The sequence below is a fragment of the Nocardioides sp. HB32 genome (genome assembly GCF_054058995.1).
Map to the genome: position 1 here is coordinate 821,442 of NZ_JBSSBS010000001.1, position 22,474 is coordinate 843,915.

The 22,474-nt window shown below is 72.3% G+C and carries 22 protein-coding genes and 1 pseudogene; 8 read left to right on the forward strand and 15 right to left on the reverse strand.

From position 1 onward, the window contains the following. Positions 1-9 precede the first annotated feature (9 nt). Positions 10-1,242 carry an FAD-binding protein gene (locus tag ACVW2K_RS04210; RefSeq protein ID WP_457201653.1) on the forward strand — a complete coding sequence of 411 codons (1,233 nt, stop codon included), beginning with the start codon at positions 10-12 and terminating at the stop codon, positions 1,240-1,242. A 129-nt stretch (positions 1,243-1,371) separates the two neighbouring features. On the opposite strand, the gene ACVW2K_RS04215 is transcribed toward ACVW2K_RS04210, so the two are convergent. Next, positions 1,372-2,781 carry a phospholipase D-like domain-containing protein gene (locus ACVW2K_RS04215; protein ID WP_028637916.1) on the reverse strand — a complete coding sequence of 470 codons (1,410 nt, stop codon included), beginning with the start codon at positions 2,779-2,781 and terminating at the stop codon, positions 1,372-1,374. Between the two features lie 71 nt (positions 2,782-2,852). Next, positions 2,853-3,776 (reverse strand): class I SAM-dependent methyltransferase, encoded by a 924-nt coding sequence (locus ACVW2K_RS04220; protein ID WP_457201654.1) that lies wholly within the window; start codon positions 3,774-3,776, stop codon positions 2,853-2,855. A gap of 109 nt (positions 3,777-3,885) precedes the next feature. On the opposite strand from ACVW2K_RS04220, the pseudogene ACVW2K_RS04225 reads away from it, so the two are divergent. Next, positions 3,886-3,999: pseudogene (locus ACVW2K_RS04225) on the forward strand (SUMF1/EgtB/PvdO family nonheme iron enzyme); the annotation flags it as partial. Positions 4,000-4,040: 41 nt separating this feature from the next. Here the strand turns inward: ACVW2K_RS04225 and ACVW2K_RS04230 are convergent. The 9 genes from ACVW2K_RS04230 to ACVW2K_RS04270 form a co-directional block, all read right to left on the reverse strand. After that, on the reverse strand, positions 4,041-4,595 hold the full coding sequence (locus ACVW2K_RS04230; protein ID WP_155992115.1) for a potassium channel family protein: 555 nt from the start codon (positions 4,593-4,595) through the stop codon (positions 4,041-4,043). A 178-nt stretch (positions 4,596-4,773) separates the two neighbouring features. Next, complete coding sequence (locus tag ACVW2K_RS04235; protein ID WP_155992116.1) at positions 4,774-6,114, reverse strand: hypothetical protein; 1,341 nt, start codon at positions 6,112-6,114, stop codon at positions 4,774-4,776. A gap of 22 nt (positions 6,115-6,136) precedes the next feature. Continuing rightward, a complete protein-coding gene (locus tag ACVW2K_RS04240) occupies positions 6,137-6,730 on the reverse strand; it encodes an HdeD family acid-resistance protein (protein WP_457201655.1) in 594 nt (197 codons plus the stop codon). Between the two features lie 54 nt (positions 6,731-6,784). Then, on the reverse strand, positions 6,785-9,334 hold the full coding sequence (locus ACVW2K_RS04245; protein WP_457201656.1) for a LuxR C-terminal-related transcriptional regulator: 2,550 nt from the start codon (positions 9,332-9,334) through the stop codon (positions 6,785-6,787). Positions 9,335-9,446: 112 nt separating this feature from the next. Beyond that, complete coding sequence (locus ACVW2K_RS04250) at positions 9,447-9,860, reverse strand: DUF7144 family membrane protein (protein ID WP_028637918.1); 414 nt, start codon at positions 9,858-9,860, stop codon at positions 9,447-9,449. A 48-nt stretch (positions 9,861-9,908) separates the two neighbouring features. Beyond that, positions 9,909-12,458: a LuxR C-terminal-related transcriptional regulator gene (locus tag ACVW2K_RS04255; RefSeq protein WP_457201657.1), complete on the reverse strand. Its 2,550-nt coding sequence runs from the start codon at positions 12,456-12,458 to the stop codon at positions 9,909-9,911. A 199-nt stretch (positions 12,459-12,657) separates the two neighbouring features. Next, positions 12,658-13,143 (reverse strand): DUF1269 domain-containing protein, encoded by a 486-nt coding sequence (locus ACVW2K_RS04260; protein ID WP_028637920.1) that lies wholly within the window; start codon positions 13,141-13,143, stop codon positions 12,658-12,660. Between the two features lie 2 nt (positions 13,144-13,145). Then, positions 13,146-13,640, reverse strand: a complete 495-nt coding sequence (locus tag ACVW2K_RS04265; protein WP_028637921.1) for a DUF1269 domain-containing protein — start codon at positions 13,638-13,640, stop codon at positions 13,146-13,148. Positions 13,641-13,693: 53 nt separating this feature from the next. Beyond that, positions 13,694-14,245, reverse strand: a complete 552-nt coding sequence (locus tag ACVW2K_RS04270; protein WP_457201658.1) for a hypothetical protein — start codon at positions 14,243-14,245, stop codon at positions 13,694-13,696. Between the two features lie 29 nt (positions 14,246-14,274). On the opposite strand from ACVW2K_RS04270, the gene ACVW2K_RS04275 reads away from it, so the two are divergent. Next, positions 14,275-14,565: a hypothetical protein gene (locus ACVW2K_RS04275; RefSeq protein ID WP_028637922.1), complete on the forward strand. Its 291-nt coding sequence runs from the start codon at positions 14,275-14,277 to the stop codon at positions 14,563-14,565. Here the strand turns inward: ACVW2K_RS04275 and ACVW2K_RS04280 are convergent. Then, positions 14,549-15,631 carry an AI-2E family transporter gene (locus ACVW2K_RS04280; RefSeq protein ID WP_028637923.1) on the reverse strand — a complete coding sequence of 361 codons (1,083 nt, stop codon included), beginning with the start codon at positions 15,629-15,631 and terminating at the stop codon, positions 14,549-14,551. The two genes, ACVW2K_RS04275 and ACVW2K_RS04280, sit on opposite strands and share 17 nt — an antisense overlap. 87 nt (positions 15,632-15,718) lie before the next feature. Here ACVW2K_RS04280 and cls point away from each other — a divergent pair, with 87 nt between their 5' ends. After that, on the forward strand, positions 15,719-17,209 hold the full coding sequence (gene cls / locus ACVW2K_RS04285; protein WP_036570691.1) for a cardiolipin synthase: 1,491 nt from the start codon (positions 15,719-15,721) through the stop codon (positions 17,207-17,209). A 17-nt stretch (positions 17,210-17,226) separates the two neighbouring features. Continuing rightward, positions 17,227-17,874 (forward strand): hypothetical protein, encoded by a 648-nt coding sequence (locus tag ACVW2K_RS04290; RefSeq protein ID WP_028637925.1) that lies wholly within the window; start codon positions 17,227-17,229, stop codon positions 17,872-17,874. 130 nt (positions 17,875-18,004) lie between these two features. On the opposite strand, the gene ACVW2K_RS04295 is transcribed toward ACVW2K_RS04290, so the two are convergent. Continuing rightward, the gene (locus ACVW2K_RS04295) at positions 18,005-18,505 is read right to left on the reverse strand and encodes an SRPBCC family protein (RefSeq protein WP_457201659.1); all 501 of its coding nucleotides are present in this window, start codon (positions 18,503-18,505) and stop codon (positions 18,005-18,007) included. Between the two features lie 60 nt (positions 18,506-18,565). Between ACVW2K_RS04295 and ACVW2K_RS04300 the strand changes: the two genes are divergently transcribed. Together ACVW2K_RS04300 and ACVW2K_RS04305 are read left to right on the forward strand one after the other, a co-directional pair. Beyond that, entirely contained in the window at positions 18,566-19,042 is a 477-nt protein-coding gene (locus ACVW2K_RS04300; RefSeq protein WP_457201660.1) for an SRPBCC family protein, read from the forward strand. 56 nt (positions 19,043-19,098) lie between these two features. Then, positions 19,099-20,472: a malic enzyme-like NAD(P)-binding protein gene (locus ACVW2K_RS04305; RefSeq protein WP_457201661.1), complete on the forward strand. Its 1,374-nt coding sequence runs from the start codon at positions 19,099-19,101 to the stop codon at positions 20,470-20,472. 39 nt (positions 20,473-20,511) lie between these two features. Here ACVW2K_RS04305 and ppgK read toward each other — a convergent pair whose 3' ends face one another. Further along, a complete protein-coding gene (gene ppgK / locus ACVW2K_RS04310) occupies positions 20,512-21,261 on the reverse strand; it encodes a polyphosphate--glucose phosphotransferase (RefSeq protein ID WP_457201662.1) in 750 nt (249 codons plus the stop codon). Between the two features lie 30 nt (positions 21,262-21,291). Here ppgK and ACVW2K_RS04315 point away from each other — a divergent pair, with 30 nt between their 5' ends. Continuing rightward, positions 21,292-21,693, forward strand: coding sequence for a PadR family transcriptional regulator (locus tag ACVW2K_RS04315; RefSeq protein WP_457201663.1), 402 nt, complete (start codon positions 21,292-21,294; stop codon positions 21,691-21,693). Here ACVW2K_RS04315 and ACVW2K_RS04320 read toward each other — a convergent pair. Further along, entirely contained in the window at positions 21,679-22,458 is a 780-nt protein-coding gene (locus ACVW2K_RS04320; protein WP_028637930.1) for an NYN domain-containing protein, read from the reverse strand. The genes ACVW2K_RS04315 and ACVW2K_RS04320 overlap by 15 nt on opposite strands. Positions 22,459-22,474: the final 16 nt, after the last annotated feature.

Genomic DNA, 22,474 nt, shown 5'->3' on the forward strand with positions numbered 1-22,474 from the left:
GTCCCGACCGTGAAGAACTGGGCGGGCAGCCACGAGTACGCCGCCGCGCGGATCCATCGCCCGACGTCGGTCGAGCAGCTCCAGGAGCTCGTGGCGGGGTCGCGCCGGGTCCGGGCCCTCGGAACCCGGCACTCGTTCACCGACCTCGCCGACACGACCGGCGACCTGGTCTCCACCCTCGACCTGCCGCCGACGGTCGACGTCGGTGACACGACCGTCCGCGTCGCCGCCGGGGTCCGGTACGGCGACCTCGCGCTCCGCCTCCACGAGCACGGGCTCGCGCTCGCGACGATGGCCTCGCTCCCGCACATCTCGGTCGGCGGCGCGGTCGCGACCGGCACGCACGGGTCCGGCGACCACACCGGGTCGCTGGCCGCCGCCGTCGCCGCCCTCGAGCACGTCGGCGCCGACGGTGAGCTGCACCGGGTCGCCAGGGGCGAGGAGGACTTCGCCGGGCACGTGGTCGCGCTCGGCGCCCTCGGGGTCACGACCCATGTCACCCTCGACGTCGAGCCGGCGTACGACGTCCGCCAGGACCTGTTCACCGACCTCGACTGGGACGCGGTCGACCTCGACGAGCTCACCGGGGCGGCGTACAGCGTCAGCCTGTTCACCGGCTGGACCAACGGCCGGATCGACCAGGCCTGGCTGAAGAGCCGCGGCACCGAGGCACCCGTCCTGGCCGCCGAGCCCGCCGCGACGACCCTCCACATGCTCGCGGGCGCCGACGTCGCGGCCGTCACCGAGCAGGGCGGCCGCCCCGGGCCGTGGCACGAGCGCCTCCCCCACTTCCGCCTGGAGTTCACGCCGAGCCGCGGTGAGGAGCTCCAGAGCGAGTACCTCCTGCCCCGGGCCCGCGGCACCGAGGCGGTCGACGCGCTGCGCCGGCTCGCGCCCGGCTTCGCGCACCTGCTCCAGGTCTCCGAGGTGCGCACCATCGCCGCCGACGACCTCTGGCTGTCCGGGGCGTACGCCGGCGACGCGGTCGGGCTCCACTTCACGTGGGTGCGCGACCGGCCCGGGGTGTACGCCGCGCTGCCGGCGATCGAGGCCGCGCTGCTGCCGCTCGGCGCCCGTCCGCACTGGGGCAAGTGCTTCGTGGCGACCGCCGAGCAGCTCGCGCCGGCGTACCCGCGCCTCGGGGACTTCCGGGACCTGGCCGGACGCCTGGACCCGGAGCGGAAGCTGCGCAACGAGTTCCTGGCGCGGCACGTCGGCCTGGAGTGGAGGAACGAGCCGTGAGCGACGGCGCGGTCCAGGTCCCGGCGGTGTGGTCCGACGCGCACGCCTCACGGTCGCCGAGATCGCTCCTGAGCCGGCCGCCTTCCCGGGCGCGGGCCCGGCGCTGCTCGAGCGCCGGCTCGCAGGTCTTCACCCAGACCGCCGGCCCGGTCCACCTCGGCGACCGGACCCAGTGCCGGTGCCCGGGAGGCGTGGCTCGGTTCGCGGCGCCAGCCACGCCAGCTCGGCGCGGGTGAGCCCACCACCGGTGGGAGGGGGCACGTAGTCGCTGCCGGCTGTCGGACTCCAGCGGACACTGTGGGACCGCTTCGTCCAGAGCCACCCGAAGTCGGCCCGGTAGGCCGGCAGGTCTCCGATGCTGCCCTCGATGACGGCGATCAGCTCGTCGCCGCGCAGTCCGCCCGGGGTCCAGTTGCTCGAGCCGGTCACGACGGTCCTGGCGGAGCGGTCGCCGTCGTAGTGGCCGGAGATGAACAGGTTCTTCTGGTGCGCGTAGAGGTCGAGCTCGCCGTCGTCGTTCGTGTCGTATCCGGTCGACCGGATCGGGACCCGGCCGCGGCTCGTCGGACGGGCGAGCTCCCGTCGTACCCCTGCCCCGGCCATCCCGTACAGCAGGCGGACGTCACAGCCGTCGCCGTACAGGTCGCGCAGTCGGCGGGCCAGGTACACGCCCCGGTCTCCGACCCACGCGTGCATGACCACCCGGATCAGGGTCCGGCCGTTCGTGCCGGTGTTGCCGCCGGCTCCTCGGCATGCGACCTTGCGGAGCACCTTCATGATCGGGTCGTCCTCGCGGTCGGCGCCGGGCAACGGCGTCGCGTGGATCTGGATCGGGCCGATGTCCTGCACCCAGTACAGCGGCCGGTCGACCCGGTCCCGCTTCAGCCGTTCGAACAGCGCATGCACCGCGCCGAACAGGTCCTTGTCGTCGTTGATGGTCCACAGGTCGTTGTACTGGTTCTTGTGCCCGTTCAGCTTCATGTTGATCGAACCGATCATCACGACCGACCGCGCCGCGCCGGTGTGGGAGAACAGGTAGAACTTGTCGTGGAGGCTCTCGCCCGGCGACCGACAGCCGTTCTTGCACTGGTAGATCCAGCTCTTCCTGGTCCGGTCCGTCCCGAGCTTCTTGCGCAGATAGAGCTGAGCGCGGGTCACCTCGTGGTCATTGACGAGAACCTGCACGCTCACGCCTCGTTGCTTCGCCCTCGCGAGCGCTGTCGCGACCGGCAGGCGGTCGAACGAGAAGATCGAGAACCGGATCAGCGAGCCCCTGTAGGCGTGCCGAACGGCTCCGAGTACCTGCTGCTCGAGCCGGAACATGTTCCCGGGCCGGCCTCGGGGAACGTTGAACCTGGCGCCCTCCGTCGGCGTGTAGCGGACGCCGCGTGCTGTGGAGGCGGTCCTGGCCACCGCGCCCGCGACACCGGCCTGCATCCGTGCGGATGTCGGCACAGGTGCCGAGGCGACGGTCGCTGCCTCGTTCGCGAGCACCGCCAGGACCGTCGCCAGCGTCGCGACCACCAGACGTGCCGCCACGGCGTGGACTCCACCCCGTTCGGCTCTGTCATCCCGGCGGCCTCGAGGCCGGTTGTCTGACGGGCACATCGTCAACGCCTGCTGTGGACCCGCCGCAGCTGATAGCCCGTCGTGCTGGCCAGCACCGAGTTGAGCCGCTCGCGCCACCCGCGAGCGGGTCGCGAAGGCGGCGCTGTCTGCGCGGGGGACCCTTTCTGCGCGGGGGGCCCTGTCTGCGCGGGGGGCCCTGTGGTGGTCCGTTGACCCTGGAAGCGGCACCTCACGCTCACGCGGCCGCCGTGCGCGTAGATGGCGAGACCAGGAAGGGGCGGTCGGCCCGCCAGCCTGCCCTGCCAGTCGTAGTTGGACTCGACATCGAAACCGTACGACTGCAGCAGCAGCTCGAGCGAGGGCAGCGAGGGCCGCAACACCAGCACCCGCCCCACCGAATAGGGATCGGCAGCGGCACTGCGGAGGTCCTCGACGTTCTTCTCGCGGATCAGCTTGAGGGTCGGCTGGGTCTGGTGCGTGACCATCGTGTCCACGATCAGGTGCCGCGGCGCCACGTGGTGGAGGCGGTACATCAGCTCCGTGTGCCGGTACGTGTGGTAGAGGAACCCGAGGCACAGCACGACGTCGACGTCGAACTTCTCCCGGGCCAGCACCTCGAAGAGATCGCCGCACACGAAGCGATAGGTCTCGGGGGGCTGGCCGTAGAAGGCAAATGCCTCCTGAGCGTTGTCGATGAGGCTCTTCCTGGCCTCCACTCCGGTCACGTGCGCTGCTCCGGTCTTCAGCGCGGCGAACGAGTAGCGTCCGTCGTGGCTGGCCAGGTCGAGCACTCGGGCTCCGTCGAAGATGTCCCGGTTGCTCGCGAACAGCGCTTCGTAGCGCTCGTTCATCCGGTTCCGCTGCTCGAGCTCGCTGCGCCGGTCCGGCCGTCTGTTCGACCCGTCCTGCGTGAGCTCGCTGAGCGCGCTGAGCTCGGCGAATCGTGGGTAGTCGTCGCCGAACATCTGACCCCCTGTTGGCTCAGGGATGTTCGCCTCATGAAAACCCACGGATGGTTGGGACACAAGGGTCCGGAACAGAAGAGGCGACTCCCGCCCGTCGGGCGGAGCGAAGATCGGGAGCCTCTGGACGAGACATTCCACGACCGGACGCCGCCGGTGGGGAGCTACCCCGGCCAACGGCTACGGGGTGCACGACATGATCGGGAACGTCCGGCAGTGGACCCGCACCCGGTGGGCGGCCGACCACGGCGTCGACGACAGCACCTCTCACCTCGGCTTCCGCTGCGTGCGGCGGGACTGGGCCGGCTCACCGGACCCGCGCGCCGTACGCCGGGCGTCCGCTCGTTCCTCGGCGTGCATGCGGACCCGGTTGGACAGTGTCGTGACGGCCGTCGCGATGACGGCGACGTTGAAGACCATGGCGATCAGCACCACCACCCGAGCGGTCTGGCCGACGGCGTGGATGTCGCCGTACCCGATCGTGAGCAGCGTCGACATCGTGAAGTAGAGCGAGTCGACCCGGGTCTCGATGCCGGGTATCTGCCCCGGATAGCCGACCTCGAGGCGGAAGAAGGCGAGCGCAAACGCGAGCACGGCGACGACCAGCGCGATCAGCAGGCCGTCGACCTGCCGACTCGGGTCCTCCACGTGCAGGACCACCTGCCAGATGACGGCGGCCGTCAGGAGGACCAGCGCGAGCAGGCTGATCAGCAGCCGCACGCCCACGGACTCGTCCTTCACGCCGACCGGGACGACGAAGTACGCGACCAGCGCGAGGGCCGTCATCACGAGCAGGCGCAACGCCCGCCTCCAGACCGTCACGCGCGCCTCCCTCTCGCGGTGTCACCCGCTGCGGGTGAGCGGCCGGGTGCACCGTCCGCCCACGCTGGCTCCATCCTGCCGGAACGGACGGCGACGGGGGGCCAGGCACGCACGGACGTCCGGGCGCTCGGCGACCGGCCCCGGGAGCTCGTCGGCCGGACCACGGTGCCGCACCTGGTCAGGTCGGCGGGGCCGGTGGCGCGGTCGGGGCGGGCTCGACTGCGGCCGGGGGGCGGGACAGCAGCTCCACCACGAGCAGCACCACCGCTGCCACCACCACCAGGGTGATCGTGAAGCCCGGCGAGGGGTGGTCGGCCATCACGTAGCCGATCAGCGCCAGGCCGAGCACGACGCCGCGGATCACCGCCTTGTTCATGTGCAGGAAGACGCCGAAGCGGCCGGTGTCCAGGCCGGCCCGCTCGCCGCCGCCGCGGACCGCGCCGATCACGGTGCTCGTGCCGCTCCGCACCCGGCCCGCAGCTGCCCCGGGGCCCGACACCCAGGCCACGAAGGCCACCACGAGGGTGAGCACCAGGAGCGCGCGCAGGTTGACCCGGATGAACCAGACCAGGGTGTCGTAGATCGCGCCCGCCGCGTCGTGGTCGACGCCGGAGGGCAGCGCATCGAGGTAGACGACGCGGGACGCGTTGAGCAGGAAGCCCAGCACCAGCATCGACCCGGCGACGACCAGCATCGACGCGATCACCGTCGTACGCCGGTTGCGGGCCAGTCCGATCGCCACCGCGAGCAGGACGAGGATCAGGATCGGCAGCCAGGTGTTGAGGGCGCTGAGCAGCCGGAACGCGTTCTGGGCCTTGGTGATGTCGGCGGACTGGAAGATCGTGAACTGCGCGTCCACCGTCGGCAGCCGCTCGGCGAGGGTGAAGCCGCGGTCGACGAGGCGTTGCTTCACGGCCTCGATCACCGTCGCGAGGTTGACGCTCACCGCGTTGTTCGAGATCTCGACCAGGTCGGAGTCCTTGCCGGTGAGGACCGCGACCAGCTGGGTGTGCGCCTGCCGGTTCGCCTCCTCCCAGGCGGTCTGGAACTGGTCGGACTCCACGAGGTTCGCGACCTGGTCGTGGATGAACCCCTCGATCGCGTCGGACAGCGGTCCGCCGAGGGCCTTCAGGCTGGCGGCGGCCAGCGGCGGCAGCCCGCGCTCGGAGAGCGCCTGGATCGCTTGGCCGGTGACCGCCTCGACCTGGAGGCGCGTGATGAGCTCGGTGGTGATCCGGTTCGTGACCGCGGCCTGCACGGCGGGGTCGTCCGCGAGCGGCGCCACCGACTGGACGTACCGGTCGGTGTCGGCGACCTCGTTGTGTGCCCACCTCGCGACCACGCCCAGCGGGGTCAGGACCGCGATGAGGGCGACCAGGATCGTGACGACGACGGGACGCCACCAGCCCGGTCGCCGCGGCTCGCCCGGCTGCGCTGCCTGGGCTGCCTGGGCTGCCTGGGCCGCCTTGAGTCGCTCGACCTCGGCGCGGAGCTCCTCGACCTCGTTCACGTCGGTCACGCGGTTCACGTCGCTCACCGGGTCACCACGTGTCGATCCGGGCGTTGCGGAGCTTCAGCGCCGCGACGGTCGCGATCGCACCCGCGACCACGAGCCAGAGGCCGGTCAGCACCACGAGGACCTTGAGCGAGATGTCGGTCCACTCGATGAGGATGGCACCGAAGGCGATGCTGAGGACACCCGCGAGCACGTCCCAGCCGCGACCCTCCCGCTCCACGCCCATGAAGACACCGAGGATGTCGATGACGCCCGCGATGATCCAGAACGCCCCGAGGATCATCGTGACGACGAGCACGGACTGCAGCGGATCGCGCAGGATGAGCAGACCGACGATCAGCGCGAGCCCGCCGGACAGCCCGATCAGCGCGCCGGCGGCGCCCTGCCGCCGTTCCGCCGAGACGGCCTGCACGATCCGGACGACACCGGCGATCACCAGCTGGATCGCCAGCAGCACCGCGAAGACCGTGATCGAGGCGTTCGGCCAGACGAGCAGCGCGACGCCGAGACCCAGCGTGATGAGGCCGTAGGCGAGGACCAGGCCCCAGTGCTCCGCCAGGGCCCTGATCACGGGCGGCACCTGGACGTCGCGGGGACCCGCAGCGGCGTGGTTGCTCATGGGGTCATGGTCGTCCGGCTGCGGCGGGGCCGGGCTCGCCCGAATCGGGTGGACCTACAACAGGTGCATGGATCGCGCGGCGGCGAGGGCGGCGCTGCGCCGGTTGACCGAGAGCTTGCCGTAGAGGCTGGAGACGTGCGTCTTCACGGTGTTCTCGGACACGAACAGGTTGGCCGCGATGTCGGCGTACGTCGAGCCGCGAGCCAGCTCGTTCAGGACGTCCCGCTCGCGCGGGCTCAGGACGGGCGCGACCAGGCCGTCGGGGATCTCGACCTTCTCACCGGGAGCCGCGGTCGTCGGGCCGAAGTACGTCGCGATGCTGGCGAGCCCGCCGGTGGTGCCGACCAGCTCGTCGACCCACGCGGTGGGGTGCACCCGCTGCTGCCGGTCGAGGAGCTTCGCCACGGTGGTGCCGTGACGGGTCCAGCCGAGGAACGGCACGGCGTTCCGGCGCACCTCCGTGGCGACCATGGCGCCATCCATCAGCTCCCGCGCGGTCTCGGGCTCGCCGAGCTCGTCGCGCAGCTGGGCGGCGCCGACCAGCGCCAGCGCCCGCACCGGAGGTTGCGGCAGGACGGCCGCCTCGGCGGCCCTCTCGAAGCGCGTGGCCGACCCGCGCCGGTCACCGCGCAGGTCGGCCCGGAGGGCCGCGACCAGCGAGGCCTCACCCGGGAACCCGCGTTCCTCGAGGCGCTCGTCCAGCTCGCCGAGCGGTGTCTGGTCGCCCGCCAGCGCGGCCAGGAAGCCGCGCTCCACCTGGAGCGCCGCCCAGAGGTGGTCGGGCAGGTCCGGGGTCTCGATGGGGAGCTCGAGGGCCCGCTCGGCGCCGCACAGCGACCCGGTCCGCAGCTCGGTCCGCGACCGGAGCATCCGGGCCCAGAACTTCGTGGGCAGGTCGGCGGCGTGCACGGGGAGGTCAGCAGCGTGCTGGACCGTGCGGCCGACGTCGGTCGCCGGCAGGTCCGTGAGCAGCGCCAGCTCGCGCACCAGCATCGCCCGACCGCGGGAGAACCGGGCCTTCCAGGGCTTTCCCTGCACCTGCGCGAGCACCTCGTCGGCGAGCTCGACGCAGGAGGCCTCGTTGCCCTGCATGAACTGGGTGAGCGCCAGGTGGGAGAGCGCGACGGCCGTCATCGCCGGGAGCGCGCGCGACCCGCTGAGCTGGAGCGAGGTGCTCAGGCTGGCGGCGGCCTCGTCAAGGCGGCCGAGCCAGTTCTGCGTGATCGCCAGCTCGCAGAGCAGCACGGGCACGACCGCGTCGTCCGCGTCGTGCTGCTGTCCTTCCAGCACCAGCTCGGCGTAGGCCGCCGCGGCCGGGATGGACTCGAGACCCAGGCGCGACCGCATCAGCCGCGCGCACGCGAGCTGGAGGCGGGTGGCCTCGTCGTCGGGGAGCGGGTCGGTGACGATCCGGTCCAGCCAGTGCCGGGCGGAGCTCGTGGCGTCGGTGAACCAGCGGTCCAGCGCGATCGTGAACCACGAGCCGGGGGTGACGTCGACCGCCGAGGGGTGCGCGAGCGACCAGGCGTTGATCCCCTCGCCGTCGCCGCGCAGCAGCAGGGCCGGGCCGCTGGTCGCGAGCAGCTCGGCGACCCCCGCGTGGTCGCCGATCGCGACCAGCCGGGCGAAGGTGTCGTCGGTGGTTCCTGCGGCGACGTCGAGGCGGACGGACCGCTGGACCGTCGCGGCCGCGCGGAGCACGTCGACCCCGCCGGCCGCCGTACGCCGGCGCACCACCTCGGCGAGCAGGGGGTGGATCGCGTACCGGGCGCCGTCGGCGTCGGGGAGACGGGTGACGAGCAGGCCCATCCCCTCGAGCTCGGCGAGGACCTCGGCGGCGCGCGGGTCGTGGGTGAGGTGGACTGCCGACTCCGGAGTGACCACCGGTTCGGCGCCCACGCAGAGCAGCAGGTGCCGCTGCCGCGGCTGGAGGGTCGCGAACACCTCGGACGCGACGCGGTCTGCGACGGCGCCCCCTTCGTCGGCGTACCGGCGGGCGTGGGCGACGGGGTCGTCGGAGGCGGCGACGGCCCGGGCCGTCATGACGACCGCGGCGCACCAGCCCTGCGTACGACCGGCGATCGCCCGGGCGACGCTCGCGGAGTCGGTGGACACGTGGGCGGCGACCAGCGCCTCGGACTCCTCCTGGTCGAGGCGCAGCAGCTCGCCGCGCAGGACGGTGTACTGGCCGAGCAGCTCGGCCGAGAGCCGGGTGAACGCCAGGTCCCACCGGGAGAGCAGGAGCAGCCGGAGCGAGTCCGGGTCGGTGTCCAGCCGTGCGTCCAGCGCGCGGATCGTCGAGATGGGGAGCTCGTGCGCGTCGTCGACGACGACCAGCCGCTCGGCATCGAGCAGCGCCAGCAGCCGCTCCGGCGTCCACGTCGCGTCGGCGCGCACCCAGGTCGTGTCCTCGGTGCGGCCGGTCTCGCGCAGCCAGCCCGCGACGCCCAGGGTCTTGCCGGCACCGCCCGGCCCGACGAGCAGGGTGGCGGCGCCGTCCATTGCCTTGTCGAGGTGGGCCCAGAGTCGACGTCGGGGGACGTAGGCGCGCGGCAGGCGGGGCAGGTGATCGGTGTGGACCGCGACCCGTGGTGCTGAGGACATGGCGCCCCCTGTCTGCCGCGGACGACCCGGACTTTCCGCCCTCGGGAGTCGGAATCTAGGGCAACCCACGATACTCCTGCGTCACCCGTGAAGGGTGATCCCGCGGGTGAGATCAGGTGTTGACGACGAGTGAGCTGAGGGCCCAGATGACGAGGACGTCGATGGCGATCAGCAGGATCGCCCAGAACGGGTAGTACGGCAGGAAGGCGAAGTTCGCGACCGCCGACAGGACCGCGATCAGGATGCCGGCGGCGCGTGCCCAGGTCTGCCCGTACAGGACGCAGAGGCCGATGGCGATGCCGACCGCTCCGAGAGCCATGTGGATCCAGCCCCACGCCGAGAGGTCGATCGAGTAGACGTAGTCGGACGTCTTGACGAAGACGTCGTCCTTGAAGGCCGCGGACAGCCCCTGCAGGAACTGGAACAGTCCGAGCATGACAAGCACGACGCCGGCGAACGACGCGAGCCCGTAGGCCCAGGCGCCCTTCGTCGAGTGGTCGTAGTCCATGCGGGAAGAAGTGCTCATGCCGGCACCGTAGGAGCACCGGCTCGCCTCCGGATCACCCGAAACGCGCTAGATCAGGCCGCGTGCACGGGCGACGCGCAGCGCGTCGACCCGGCGCTCCACGTCGAGCTTGCGGTAGATCGAGGCGAGGTGGGTCTTCACGGTGTTCTCGCTGACGAACAGCGAGCGGGCCAGGTCCGCGTTCGCCCCGCCGAGCGCCAGCTGCTCGAGCACCTCGAGCTCGCGGGGGGTCAGGAGGCTGCGTGCGTCCGCGTCCCGATCGCTGCCGGGCGTGCGGTGCGGCGTCAGGTCGGGGTAGGGCCGCTGGTACCCGGAGAGCACGTCGTAGGCCTCGGTCGCGAAGGGGTGTGCGGCCCCGTTGTCGCGGTGCTCGGCGATCAGGTCGACGAAGCCGGGGCTGATGATGGGGCCGAGCGACAGCATGCAGAGTAGTCGCTGCGGGGCGGCGCGACTGAGCAGGTCCGGCAGCAGCTGTCGCGCCGTGTCGAGGGCGAGAGCCGAGCCGGCCCGGTGCAGGAGCGCCACCCGGGCGACCGCGGCGGTCAGCCCGACCACCTCGGGCTGGTCGACGGCGGACGGCACCAGCCCGTCGAGCAGCCGCACCGCCCGGTGCTCCTCGCCCCCCAGCCCGAGCACGAGGGCGTCGCAGATGGCGGCCCCTGTCGGCTGGCCTGCGGCCCGCATCCGGCTGGCGGTGCGCCCCAGGGCGGCGAGGTCCCCCATGGAGACCTCGATCAGCATCCGGATGAACAGGTCCGCGCCCTCGATCGCGACGGGCAACCGCGCGGGGACGTCGCCCTGGCCGTCGAGCAGCCTGCGGGCCTCGTCGCCCCGGCCGGTCGCGGTCAGCACGCAGGCCCGCAGAAGGCGGCTGTAGGTCAGGAGGAGCGGATCCATCTGGTCGCGCGGGGTGGCGTCCAGGGTCGCGATGGACTGCTCTGCGCCGGCGAGGTCGAGCTCCTGGAGGCGGGCCCAGCCGCGCGCCAGGTGGGCGCGGGCATCGGCGATGTCGGGTGGTCCCGGCACCCGGTCCCTCAGCGCGAGTGACGCGTCCGCGGACGCCAGCGAGCTCTGGTAGGCGCCGGCCACCATCTCGAGGGTCGCGCGCAGGGCGAGGACGGAGCGATCGAGCAGGGGCAGGTCGACCCGCCGGCAGTACATGTCCGCGTCCTGGAGGTGGATCGCGGCCCGGTGGAGGTCACCGAGCCAGACCTCGAACGACGCGAGCTCGATCATCAGCCAGTGCGCACGGATCCCGGAGAGCCCGGCGAGGTCGTGGGCGCTGACCTCACCGTCGTGGCGGCAGCCGAGTACCCGTCGGGCCCGGGCCAGCGCGGGCTGGTACTCGCGCCAGCCGAACCTCGCCTGCCACAGGTCCAGGGCGGCCAGCTCGGCGTCGACGTCGCCGGAGACGCGGCCCGCGAAGTTGCGGGCGTCCGCGGCCAGGGCCCGGTCGGCCGCGGCCTTGGCACCCTCGATGTCCTGCTGCGCACGGAGCACGGTGGCGTGCAGGACGAGCAGGTCCTGGTGGTGGGACCGGATCTCGAGCGGGACGGCGGCCAGGGCCTCGGCCACGACCACCGACCGTCTCCTGGTGATCAGCTCGCCCGCGAACTCCCGCAGGACCGAGACCTGGAGGTCGAGGTCGCCGGTCAGTCGTGCGTGGAGGAGGGCGCGCTCGGCGTCGCGCCGGTCGGCGTACTCCGCGCACGCCCGGTGGTGGGCCGCCACGACCAGCGCCCAGTCCGGACCGGTCGGCGCCGTCCTCCGGCGAAGCAGGTCGAGGAGCAGCGGGTGGTAGCGCCAGCCGTGGGTGCCGTCGAGGTCGTCGCGGTAGCTGGTCACGAGCAGGCCGGCGGCCGAGGCCTCGCCGAGCAGGTCCGCCGCCGCGGGTACGCCCGAGAGGAGGAGCGCCTCCTCCGCGGTGACGTGGTCCTGCTGGCAGGTCGTCAGCAGCACCCGGACCAGCTCGGGAGGCAGTGACTCGAACACCTCGTGCAGCAGGTAGTCGAGCAACGGGCGCCGCGTCGCCGTGAGGGAGGCCCGGGCGTCGGCGGGATCGCCCGACGCACGCAGCGCGCGGGAACCGAGCACCAGCGCGGCGGCCCAGCCGTCGCCCTGTTCGAGCACGGCGGCAAGGTCGGCCTCGCTCGCGTCGGGGTGGTGCATCCGGACCAGGACGGCCGCCTCCGCGTCGGTGAACCGGAGGTCGTCCACGCGGATGCTGCGAGCCCGGTCGTCGAGGAGGGCGGACACCGGAATCCAGCCCAGGGCGCGTCGCGAGACCAGCACGAGCCGCACCGACTCGGGCGCGTTGACCAGGACGTCTACGAGTGCCGCGGCGCCGTCCTCGGGCAGCTGGTGGGCGTCGTCGACGACGAGCACGGGACGGGACGCGGCCTCGCGCGCCATGGCCAGCGCCTCGGTGAGCAGGTCGACCCGGTCGGGGCGGAACCAGTTGACGGTGATACCTGCCGCCCGGGCCCTCTCGGTGTACGCCGCCACGGCGGCGGTCTTGCCGGCGCCCGCCGGGGCGACGACGAGCGTCGCGGCGTAGTCGGGAACGGCGTCGAGGAAGTCGGTGACCCGTGGACGCACCACGAAGTGGTCGGGCGGCCTGGCCGTCGCCGGAGCGGCGCGCGGCGCTGGCAGCGCGGCACCCGGAGCCACCGTGACTGATCTGCGCGCTCCCATCGCGCCCCTTCCCTCCGGCCGCCCGTTTCCTGAGCGACCGGCCCTCACCACGAGTCTCGGCGCTCGGGGGCTGCGGAGCAACCATGTCCGAATCGCGGAGCGGTCACGGCTCCAGCAGTCGGCGCAGCTCCTCCGCCGTCTCGTCGTCCATCTCGGCGTGGATCAGGGTGCCCTCGCCGGCCGCCAGGGCCGGTCCGACGACCTCGGGACGGGCGTCGCTGGAGACGACGAACAGCGCGGAGGTACCCGGCTCCAGCGCCCCGCGGAGCGCGTCCACGGTCTCGGCGGGTACGCCGGCGTGGCGTAGCCGGGAGACCACCGTGGCGGCGGTGGCGCCGACCGCCGCGCCGGCCACCGGTGCGAGGACCAGGGTGCCGACCAGCGCGCCCCAGAACGTGCCCTTGCCGGCCGCGCCGGCGGCGCGGTGCCGCACCCGACGCACCACGGGCTGCTCGGCGCCGGGCATCCAGAACACCGCGACCGCGTCGTGGACGGTGAGCGCGTCCTGCTCCTCGAGCCGCCGGAGCAGCAGCTCGCCCGCGTCCACGCCGAGCGGGGTGGGGTAGCGCCACACGGTCAGGCTCGGCACCGCTACCCCTGGTCCCCGAAGATCTCGCGGAGCGCCGCTTCCTGCTCGGCGCTCACGTCGGTGTGGATGAGCTCGCCCTGCGGGCCGTCCGCGAACGCGTCGTGGATGCGGTCCAGGACGGCGTCGGACGTCAGCACGAAGAGTGCCGAGGTGCCCGGGGTGACCTGGTCGCGGACCCGATTGATGAACCCGTCGTCGATCCCGACGTCCGTGAGCGAGCCGGCGATCGCGCCGCCGGCCGCTCCGATCGCGGCACCGAGCAGGGGGACGAAGAAGATCAGTCCGAACAGCAGTCCCCAGAAGCCACCGCTCAGGGCGCCGGCGCCGGCGGTGCTGGTCAGCTGGCGCGTGCGCGGCTTGCGCTTGCCGACCTCCCACGAGACGACGGCCGCATCCTGCACCACTACCTGGTGGGCGCGTTCGAGGTCGGCCAGGAGGTCGGCGGCCCGCTGGGCGTCGTCGACGGCGTCGAACCTCCACACGGTCAACGTCGCCACCGCACCAGCGTCCCGCCCGCCCGTGGCCCTGGGCTCACCCGTTCTGCGTGAAGTCAGCGGTCGGCGCCACGCCGGGCCTGGAACGACCGCCCGGCGAGGGCGAGGGCGACCCAGAGGACGGCCAGCACGACGCCGCCGGTCGCATCGTCGGGACGCCGCAGCCCGGAGGTCAGCCCGGTGTCGACACGGCCGATCCCGGTGAGCACCATCGCGGCGCCGGCGAGCGCGGTGGCCCACGGCAGGAACGCCTTCTTCCAGTGGTGGGCCAGGAAGCCGCCGAGCAGCGCGACCGACGGCACGAACACCAGGGCGAGCAGCCAGCTCGCGTCGCCGCGGTCGAGCACCTCGAACAGCTTCGCCCCGACCGCACCGCCGAGCACGAAGCCCGCCGCGAAGAGCGCGAAGCGCGCGAGCAGGATGCTGAGCACCAGCGCGCCGCCGGCACCGGCGAGGGCGACGAGGAACGTCGTCCCGGTGCTGGCGTCGAGCTCGTCCGCGATCAGCCAGGCACCGCAGAACCCTGCCACCAGGACGGCGAAGCGGACCGAGGCCGAACCCAGGAAGCAGAGGAAAAGCCCGAGGAGGATGAACATCACGGCGGTCATCGCGACCAGCCTCGCGAAGGACCACCGCAGTGGCCTCGCCCGTTTCCGGTGAGGCGTCGCCCGACGCCGCCGCCTACCGTCGCCGCTACGGGACCGACGAGGCCGAGGGACCAGTGCCGATGACCAGGATGATGATCCGCGTGGACGCGGAGATCTCCGACGAGCTCTCGGGCGCGTTCCCGCACCTGACCGCCCGCACGCAGCGCGCGACGACCACCCTCACCGGCGAGATGGCCGACCAGGAGGAGCTCCAGGGCGTGCTCAACCTGCTGAACTCGCTGGGGATCTCGGTGGTCGAGGTCGTCACGATCCCGGACTGAGGTCCTCCGCGGGCAGGGCGTCGTCCTTGTTCGAGATGAGTGGTCTCAGCCAGCGGGTGTCCGGGTCGGCGTCGACCAGCAGTGCCTTCGCGAACAGCGTCAACGGGATCGCGAGCAGTGCGCCGAGCGGCCCGATCACCCAGGTCCAGAAGACCAGCGAGAAGAAGCTGAGGGTCGTCGACAGGCCCACGGCGTCGCCGACCACCTTGGGCTGGATCACCGACTGGATCACGACGTTCAGCACGCAGTACGCGGCGATCACCGCGAGCATCAGGCTCGGTCCGCCCTCGAGCAGCGCGAGGATCGCGGGCGGGATCAGGCCGATCACGAAGCCGATGTTGGGGATGTAGTTGGTGATGAAGGCCAGCAGGCCCCACGTGAGCGCCAGGGGTACGCCGAGCAGCGCGAGGGCGATGGTGTCGAGCACCGCGACGATCAGGCCGAACACGGTCGAGACGCCGAGGTAGCGACGGGTCCCGTGGGCGAACTCCTCGAGCGCCTCGACCACCTGCGGCTTCGATGCCCGCGCGCGCTGCAGCTGCCGGGGGAACGAGCTCCCGTCGACGGTCATGAACAGCACCAGCGACAGGATGAAGAAGAGGTTCGACACCAGCCCGAGCAGGTCCCCGAGCAGGTCCCCCACGAACCCGCCGAGTGCCTCGAAGTCGAACGACGAGCCCAGCTCGTCGATCTGCGCCTGGTCGACGCCCAGGTCGCTGAGCCACCCGGTGAGGTCGTCGACGCGCTGGTGGAACGCGTCCGTGTACGACGGCAGGATAGCGGCGAACCGGGCGACGGACACCACCACCGCCACGGCCAGCGCCACGATCAGCAGGTACACGGCCGCGATGCAGATCGCGGACGCGACCCACGAGGGCATCCAGCGGTCGAGCCAGTAGCGGAGCGGGTGCGCGAGCACCGTGAGCACCAGCGCCAGGAAGGTCGGCGCCAGGATCGAGGAGATCCCGTGCATCCCCGCGACGACGACGACGCCCGCCGCCAGCCCGACCAGGACGAGCACGCCCCGGGGCAGTCCGGGCACGGCCCGGGCGGAGGAGGTCGCCACGTCCACATCGTGCGGGCGCGTTCCCTACGCCGGGCTCACCCGACTCGGGTGACCCTCCGGCGTACGCCCGTCCCTAGCGTGACCGTCATGTCCGACTGGGCGGCCACCCTGGTCGCGATCCTGGGCGCCGCCCTCGTCGTGGCGAACATCGCGATCGTGGTCGCGGCGTTCGTCGTGATCCCCGGGGACCGCCGGCCGCAGACCGCCATGGCCTGGCTGGTGCTGATCCTCGCGCTGCCGTTCCTCGGCTTCCTCCTGTTCCTGCTGTTCGGCCGCACGACGGTCGGCCGCAAGCGGCGCGGACAGCAGGAGGAGGTGAACGCCGCGATCCTGGCGGCCGCACACCTCGAGGACATCGAGGACCACGCCGAGCGGCTGCGGCTGCCGCCCCTGGTGCAGAGCTTCGCGAAGCTCAACCGGCGGCTCGGGGTGCTGCCGCTGAGCTTCGGGAACACCGTGGAGCTGGTCGAGGACTACCAGGCCCAGATCGACGCGATGACGCGCGAGGTCGCCACGGCCACCGACTACGTGCACGTCCAGTTCTACATCTCGGCCTGGGACGAGGTCACCGGGCCGTTCTTCGAGGAGCTGGTGCGCGCCACGGAGCGCGGGGTCACCGTGCGGTTCCTCTTCGACCACCTCGGCTCCCGCGGCATCCCCGGCTACCAGGACTTCGTGAAGAGGCTCGACGCCACGAAGATCCGGTGGACGCCGATGCTGCCGATCCGGCCGTTCAAGGGCGAGATCCGCAGGCCCGACCTGCGCAACCACCGCAAGATCCTGGTCGTCGACGGTCGGGTCGCCTTCAGCGGCTCGCAGAACCTCATCGAGGCCTGCTACGACAAGCCGAAGAACCAGCAGCTCGGCCGGGCGTGGGTCGAGCTGATCGCCCGGATCGAGGGCCCAGCCGTCCAGGAGCTGAACGTCGTCTTCGCGACCGACTGGTTCACCGAGACCGGGGAGAACCTGCAGGGCCTGGTCGCCGCCGTGCCGCCACCCCCGACCGACCGCCCGGGTGCGCTCACCGGCGTCGGCGTCCAGGTGGTGCCGAGCGGCCCGGGGTTCGCGACCGAGAACAACCTGCGGCTGTTCAACAGCATGCTGTACTCCGCCGAGCGTCGGCTCTCGCTGACGAGCCCGTACTTCGTGCCGGACGACTCGCTGCTGTACGCCGTGACGACCGCCGCCCAGCGCGGTGTCGACGTCGAGCTGTTCGTCAGCGCGACCGCCGACCAGTTCATGGTCGCCCACGCGCAGCGCTCCTACTACGAGGGACTGCTGACCGCCGGGGTGCGGATCTGGCTCTATCCCGAGCCGTTCGTGCTGCACGCGAAGCACTTCTCGGTCGACGACCGGGTCGCCGTCGTCGGGTCGAGCAACATGGACATGCGCTCGTTCGCGCTCAACTACGAGGTCGTGATGATGATGACCGGCCCGGAGATCGTGGCCCGGCTCGCCGAGGTCCAGGACACCTACCGCGCCCTGTCGACCGAGCTCACCCTTGACGACTGGCAGGGGCGAACCCGCGGGCAGCGGTACGTCGACAACGTGATGCGGCTCACCGCCACCCTGCAGTAGGCCGGATACTGGCCGGCATGACCCAGTCCCGCCGGCGTGCCGCGCTCCTCGTCGTGCTGCTCGCGGTGGTGGTCAACCTGCCCCTCCTGCACAGCTGGTACCAGGACCAGAAGATCGCCTCGTCCGGCAAGGACGTCACCGCCACCGTCGTCGACGACCGGGTCGTGGACGGCGACCAGTTCTGGCTGTCCTTCACGTTCCCGCAGGACGTCGACCCCGACCAGAAGTCCTGGCAGGCCGAGGTGAGCGAGGAGGCGTACGACGACGCGGTCGCCAGCGGCCGGATCACGGTGCGCGTGGCCGACCACGACCCGTCGGCGTACCGCGCGGAGGGCACCGTCGACAGCCGGGTCCCGCTGGTCCTCACGCTGGGCGCTGACCTGATCCTGCTGCTGGTCGTGCTGCTGATCTGGCGGTACGGCGGCCCGCGGCGCGCACTGCTGCGCGCGGTGGCGCTCGGGGACGTGGAGAGATGCCCACCGGAGACGCTGCTCGAGCGGATCGGCGGGGAGGACTACCTGATCAGGGGCGAGGTGCTCGAGCTGGGGGAGGGCACGGTGACCCTAGACCTGGGCAACCGCTCGATCGTCGTGGTGCTCGACGGACACGCGAACCCCGTCGGCCACCAGCAGGCCGCCCAGGTGCGGGCCCGGCTCGTCAGCTGAGTCGCCGCGCCGTGCCAGCCCGGTGAGGAGCACCCCGACCATCGCGAGGGGTGCGAGGAGCACGAAGGCCATCAGGGCGAGCAGGACGAGCTGTGGTGCGGACATGTCACGCAGGTCCCCCGTCGGGGGGTCAGCGCAAACCTTCCGGCGGCGTGTTCTGGACGACACCGAGGACGTCGGGGTCGCCGCACGCCTCGGCGTACGCCGCGATCCGGCCGCGGATCTCCCGGCCCAGCAGCCACCGCCCGATCGGGTCGGCGGCCGGGCGCAACCAGGACGGGTTCGCCGTCCACGTGTACGTCCAGACCGCCCGGGTGCCGGCGACGCCGTCCCGGGTCTCGGGGGTGAACCGCCACCCGCCGCCGAACGACGCGAAGAACCACGGCCCCCTCTCCATCGTCATGCCCACCGAGGTGGGCGGTCGGTACGACACGTAGCGGCTCACCATCGAGGGCCCGACCCGGGCGCGGGTGTAGGTGCGGACGCCCGCCGCGGGCTGCTCCGCGCCCAGCAGGTGCTGCTTGCGGATGAACGGGTCCCAGCGCAGGCGGACCGCGCCCGTCGTCTGCGAGACGGCGAACGCGGTGTCGGGCGGCACCGGGACCCACGCCTCGGCCGTCACCTGGGGCATGGCACCAGCCTGCCACCGAGCGAGCACATCGAATCCTGCCGCGCCGGGTAGGGAGTCGCCATGACCCGCTTCTCCGCCGACACCCGGGCCGAGGCCGTGGTCGCCGCGCACCGCGCCGACATCTGGGCGGCCCTGACCGACCCGGCGCTGGTCGCCGAGCTCACGCCGTTCGTCCGCCGGATCACCGCCGACGGCGACCACTGGCGCTGGGAGCTGTCCGGGCTCACCGTGCTGGGCGTCGGCGTCGCGCCGGCGTTCACCGAGCTGGTGACGTACGACGAGCCGAGCCGGATCGAGTTCCGCCACGACCCGCCCGCCGGCACGAGCGAGCGGTCGGCGGTCGAGGGGTGGTACTCCCTCGAGGACGCCGAGGGCGGCACCCGCCTGGTCACGGCCCTCGAGATCACCCTGGACCTGCCGCTTCCACGGGCGTCCGGGCGCGCGGTGCGCGGCGCCATGAGCCGGGTGATCGACCAGATGGGCGACCGGTTCTCCAGGAACCTGCTCGCGCACCTCGGCGCCGAGGAGGTCGCTTAGGGACGGCGCACGCGTCCGACTTGCCGGTAACCGACCGGCAGCGAGAGGGTCGGGACATGGCCGCCACCCCCTCGTCGTACTCGATCACGATGCGCCTGCACACCGCGCCCGACCACGGGGTCGTCGGTGCGGTGGCGACGACGATCACGCAGGCCGGCGGCATCGTGACCGCGATCGACGTCGCCGAGTCCAGCCACGAGCGGCTCGTCGTGGACGTGACCTGCTCGGCCAGCGACGCCGCGCACGCGAAGGTGCTCGAGGCGGCCGTCGACGCCCTCGACGGGGTCGACGTCCACCGGGTCAGCGACCGGACGTTCCTGATGCACATCGGCGGCAAGATCGAGGTCACCTCGAAGGTCCCGCTCCGCAACCGGGACGACCTGTCGATGGCCTACACCCCCGGCGTCGGCCGGGTCAGCATGGCGCTGGCCGAGCACCCGGAGGACATCCCGCGGCTGACCGTGAAGGGCAACTCGGTCGCGGTCGTCACCGACGGGTCCGCCGTCCTCGGCCTGGGCAACATCGGCCCCGGTGCGGCGCTGCCGGTGATGGAGGGCAAGGCCGCGCTGTTCAAGCGGTTCGCGGACATCGACGCGTGGCCGATCTGCCTGGCCAGCCAGGACACCGACGAGATCGTGAAGGCGGTCGAGATGATCGCCCCGGGCTTCGGCGGCATCAACCTCGAGGACATCGCCGCACCGCGCTGCTTCGAGATCGAGCGCCGGCTGCGCCAGTCGCTCGACATCCCCGTGTTCCACGACGACCAGCACGGCACCGCGATCGTCGTGCTCGCCGCCCTCACCAACGCGCTGCGCGTCGTGCGCAAGGAGCTGCCGTCGGTGCGGGTCGTGGTGTCCGGCGGGGGAGCGGCGGGCACGGCGATCGTCACCCTGCTCATCGCCGCCGGGGTCACGGACGTGGTCGTGGTCGACCGCGCCGGGGCGCTCGCGGCCGACGACGACTCGCTCGCGCCGGCGCACCGGCAGCTGGCCGCCGTCACCAACCCGCGCCGGGTGCGCGGCGACCTGCACACGGTCCTGCACGGCGCGGACGTTTTCATCGGGGTGAGTGCCCCCGGCGCGCTGAAGGCCGAGTGGATCCGGGACATGGCCCCCGATGCGGTCGTCTTCGCCCTCGCGAACCCCGATCCCGAGGTCGACCCCGCCGAGGCGGACAAGTACGCCGCCGTCGTCGCCAGCGGCCGCTCGGACTACCCGAACCAGATCAACAACGTGCTGGCGTTCCCCGGCGTCTTCAGGGGGCTCCTCGACGCCCGCGCGCACGAGGTCACCATCGACATGCTGCTGCGCGCCGCCGACGCGATCGCGCACGTCGTCGACGACGACGAGCTCAACCCGAACTTCATCATCCCCACCGTCTTCCACCCCGACGTGCCCAAGGCGGTCGCCGCCGCGATCCGCGGCGACTGAGCGGCCGTCGCGGGCGCCCTGACCCGGTCGGGTCGGCCGTCAGCCGCCGCCCTCGCTGGCGTAGAGCGCCGCGCCGACCACGCCGGCCTTGTTGCGCAGCGTGGCGGGCACGATCTCGGTGTCGAGGTCGAGCAGCGGGAGGAACTCCTCGCTCTCCTTGCTCACCCCGCCGCCCACGACGAACAGCTCGGGGGAGAACAGCATCTCCAGCGTCCGGTAGTACCTCGTCAGCCGCTTCGCCCAGTGCTCCCACGAGAGCCCCTCGCGCTCGCGGGCGCTGTTGGCGGCACGCGACTCGGCGTCGTGCCCGTCGACCTGGAGGTGACCGAGCTCGGAGTTCGGGACCAGGACGCCGTCGTGCACCATCGCCGAGCCGATGCCGGTGCCGAGGGTCGTGACGATCACCAGGCCCGAGCGGCCACGCGCGGCGCCGTACCGCACCTCGGCGAGACCGGCGGCGTCCGCGTCGTTGACGACGTGCACCTCCCGGCCGGTGGCCTCTGTGAGCAGCTTGTCCGCGTCGGTGCCGACCCAGGACTTGTCGATGTTCGCCGCCGAGTACACGACGCCGTGGCGGACGACGCCGGGCACCGTCACGCCGACCGCGCCCTTGCAGTCGGGGAACTGGGCGAGCAGGTCGACGAACACGTCGCGCACGTTGTCGGGCGTGGACTTCTCCGGAGTGCGGATGCGAACCCGCTCCCCGGCGAACTCACCGGCGTCGAGGTCGACGGGCGCGCCCTTGATGCCGGTGCCGCCGAAGTCGATGCCGAAGGGTTGCTCCGTCATGGCGCCAACCTACGCTCCTGGACTCGCCGCATGGCTGGCGAGGAGACCCGGATGCTGCTCCTCGGCGCCGTGGCGCTCTTCGAGCCCGTCAACGGCTACCAGATCCGGCGGGAGCTGCTGTCCTGGCAGGTCGACCGATGGGCGCACACCAACCCGGGGTCGATCTACCACGGGCTGACCTCCCTCACCCGGCACGGACACCTGGTCCGGCACGACCTCCAGAACGGCGGCCGCGACCTCGCGGTCTACGTGCTCACCGACACCGGGCGCGCCGAGCTGGACCGGCTGCTGGTCTCGGCGCTGGAGACCGTGGACCCCTACGAGCGCACGGCGTTCCACGTCGCGTTCTCGATGCTCCCGCTGCTCGAGGACGAGCCGGGCTGGCAGATGAACGCCGACCGCGAGAGGTACCGCGCGCTACTTGGCCGGTGAGGCCTTCGTGGCCGGGGCGGCCTTCTTCGCCGCCCGCTTGCGCGGCGCCCGCTGCGAGCGCAACCGGACCCGCGGCTGCCCACCCTCGGGGTGGTCGAGGTCCAGGTAGCTCTGCGCGCCGGCGAGCGCGCTGAGCCGCGGGAAGCCGTAGTGCCGCGGGTCGAAGGCCGCGTGCGTCTTGCCGAGGTAGGTGCCGACCGCGCCGAGCGGTGCCCAGCCGTCCTCCTGCCCGGTGCTGCGAACGGCCGCCTCGAGGATCGTGCGCAGGTCGGGCAGCGAGTCCTCCTCGGCCTCCGCGTCGCTGTCGTCGGGGGTGTCCTGCTCGTCGCGCAGCACCTCGAGGAAGATGAACTTGTCGCACGCCGCCTGGAGCGAGGCGGGGGTACGCCGCCGGCCGAGGCCGTAGACGGTCTTGCCGGACTCCCGCAGCCGGGTGGCCAGCCGGGTGAAGTCGCTGTCGCTGGACACGATCGCGAACGCGTCCAGGTTGCCGGAGTACAGCAGGTCCATCGCGTCGATGATCAGCGCGGAGTCCGTCGAGTTCTTGCCGACCGTGTTCGCGAACTGCTGGACGGGCTGGATCGCGTGCCGCGCCAGCTCGCCCTTCCAGCCGCCGAGCTGCGGGGTCGTCCAGTCGCCGTACGCCCGCTTGACCGTTGGTACGCCGTACCGGGCCAGCTCGGCGAGCAGTGCGGCGGAGTGCGAGGAGGACACGTTGTCGGCGTCGATGAGGACGGCGAGGCGGACGGCGGCGGGCTCGGTCACGCCCCACTCCTACCAC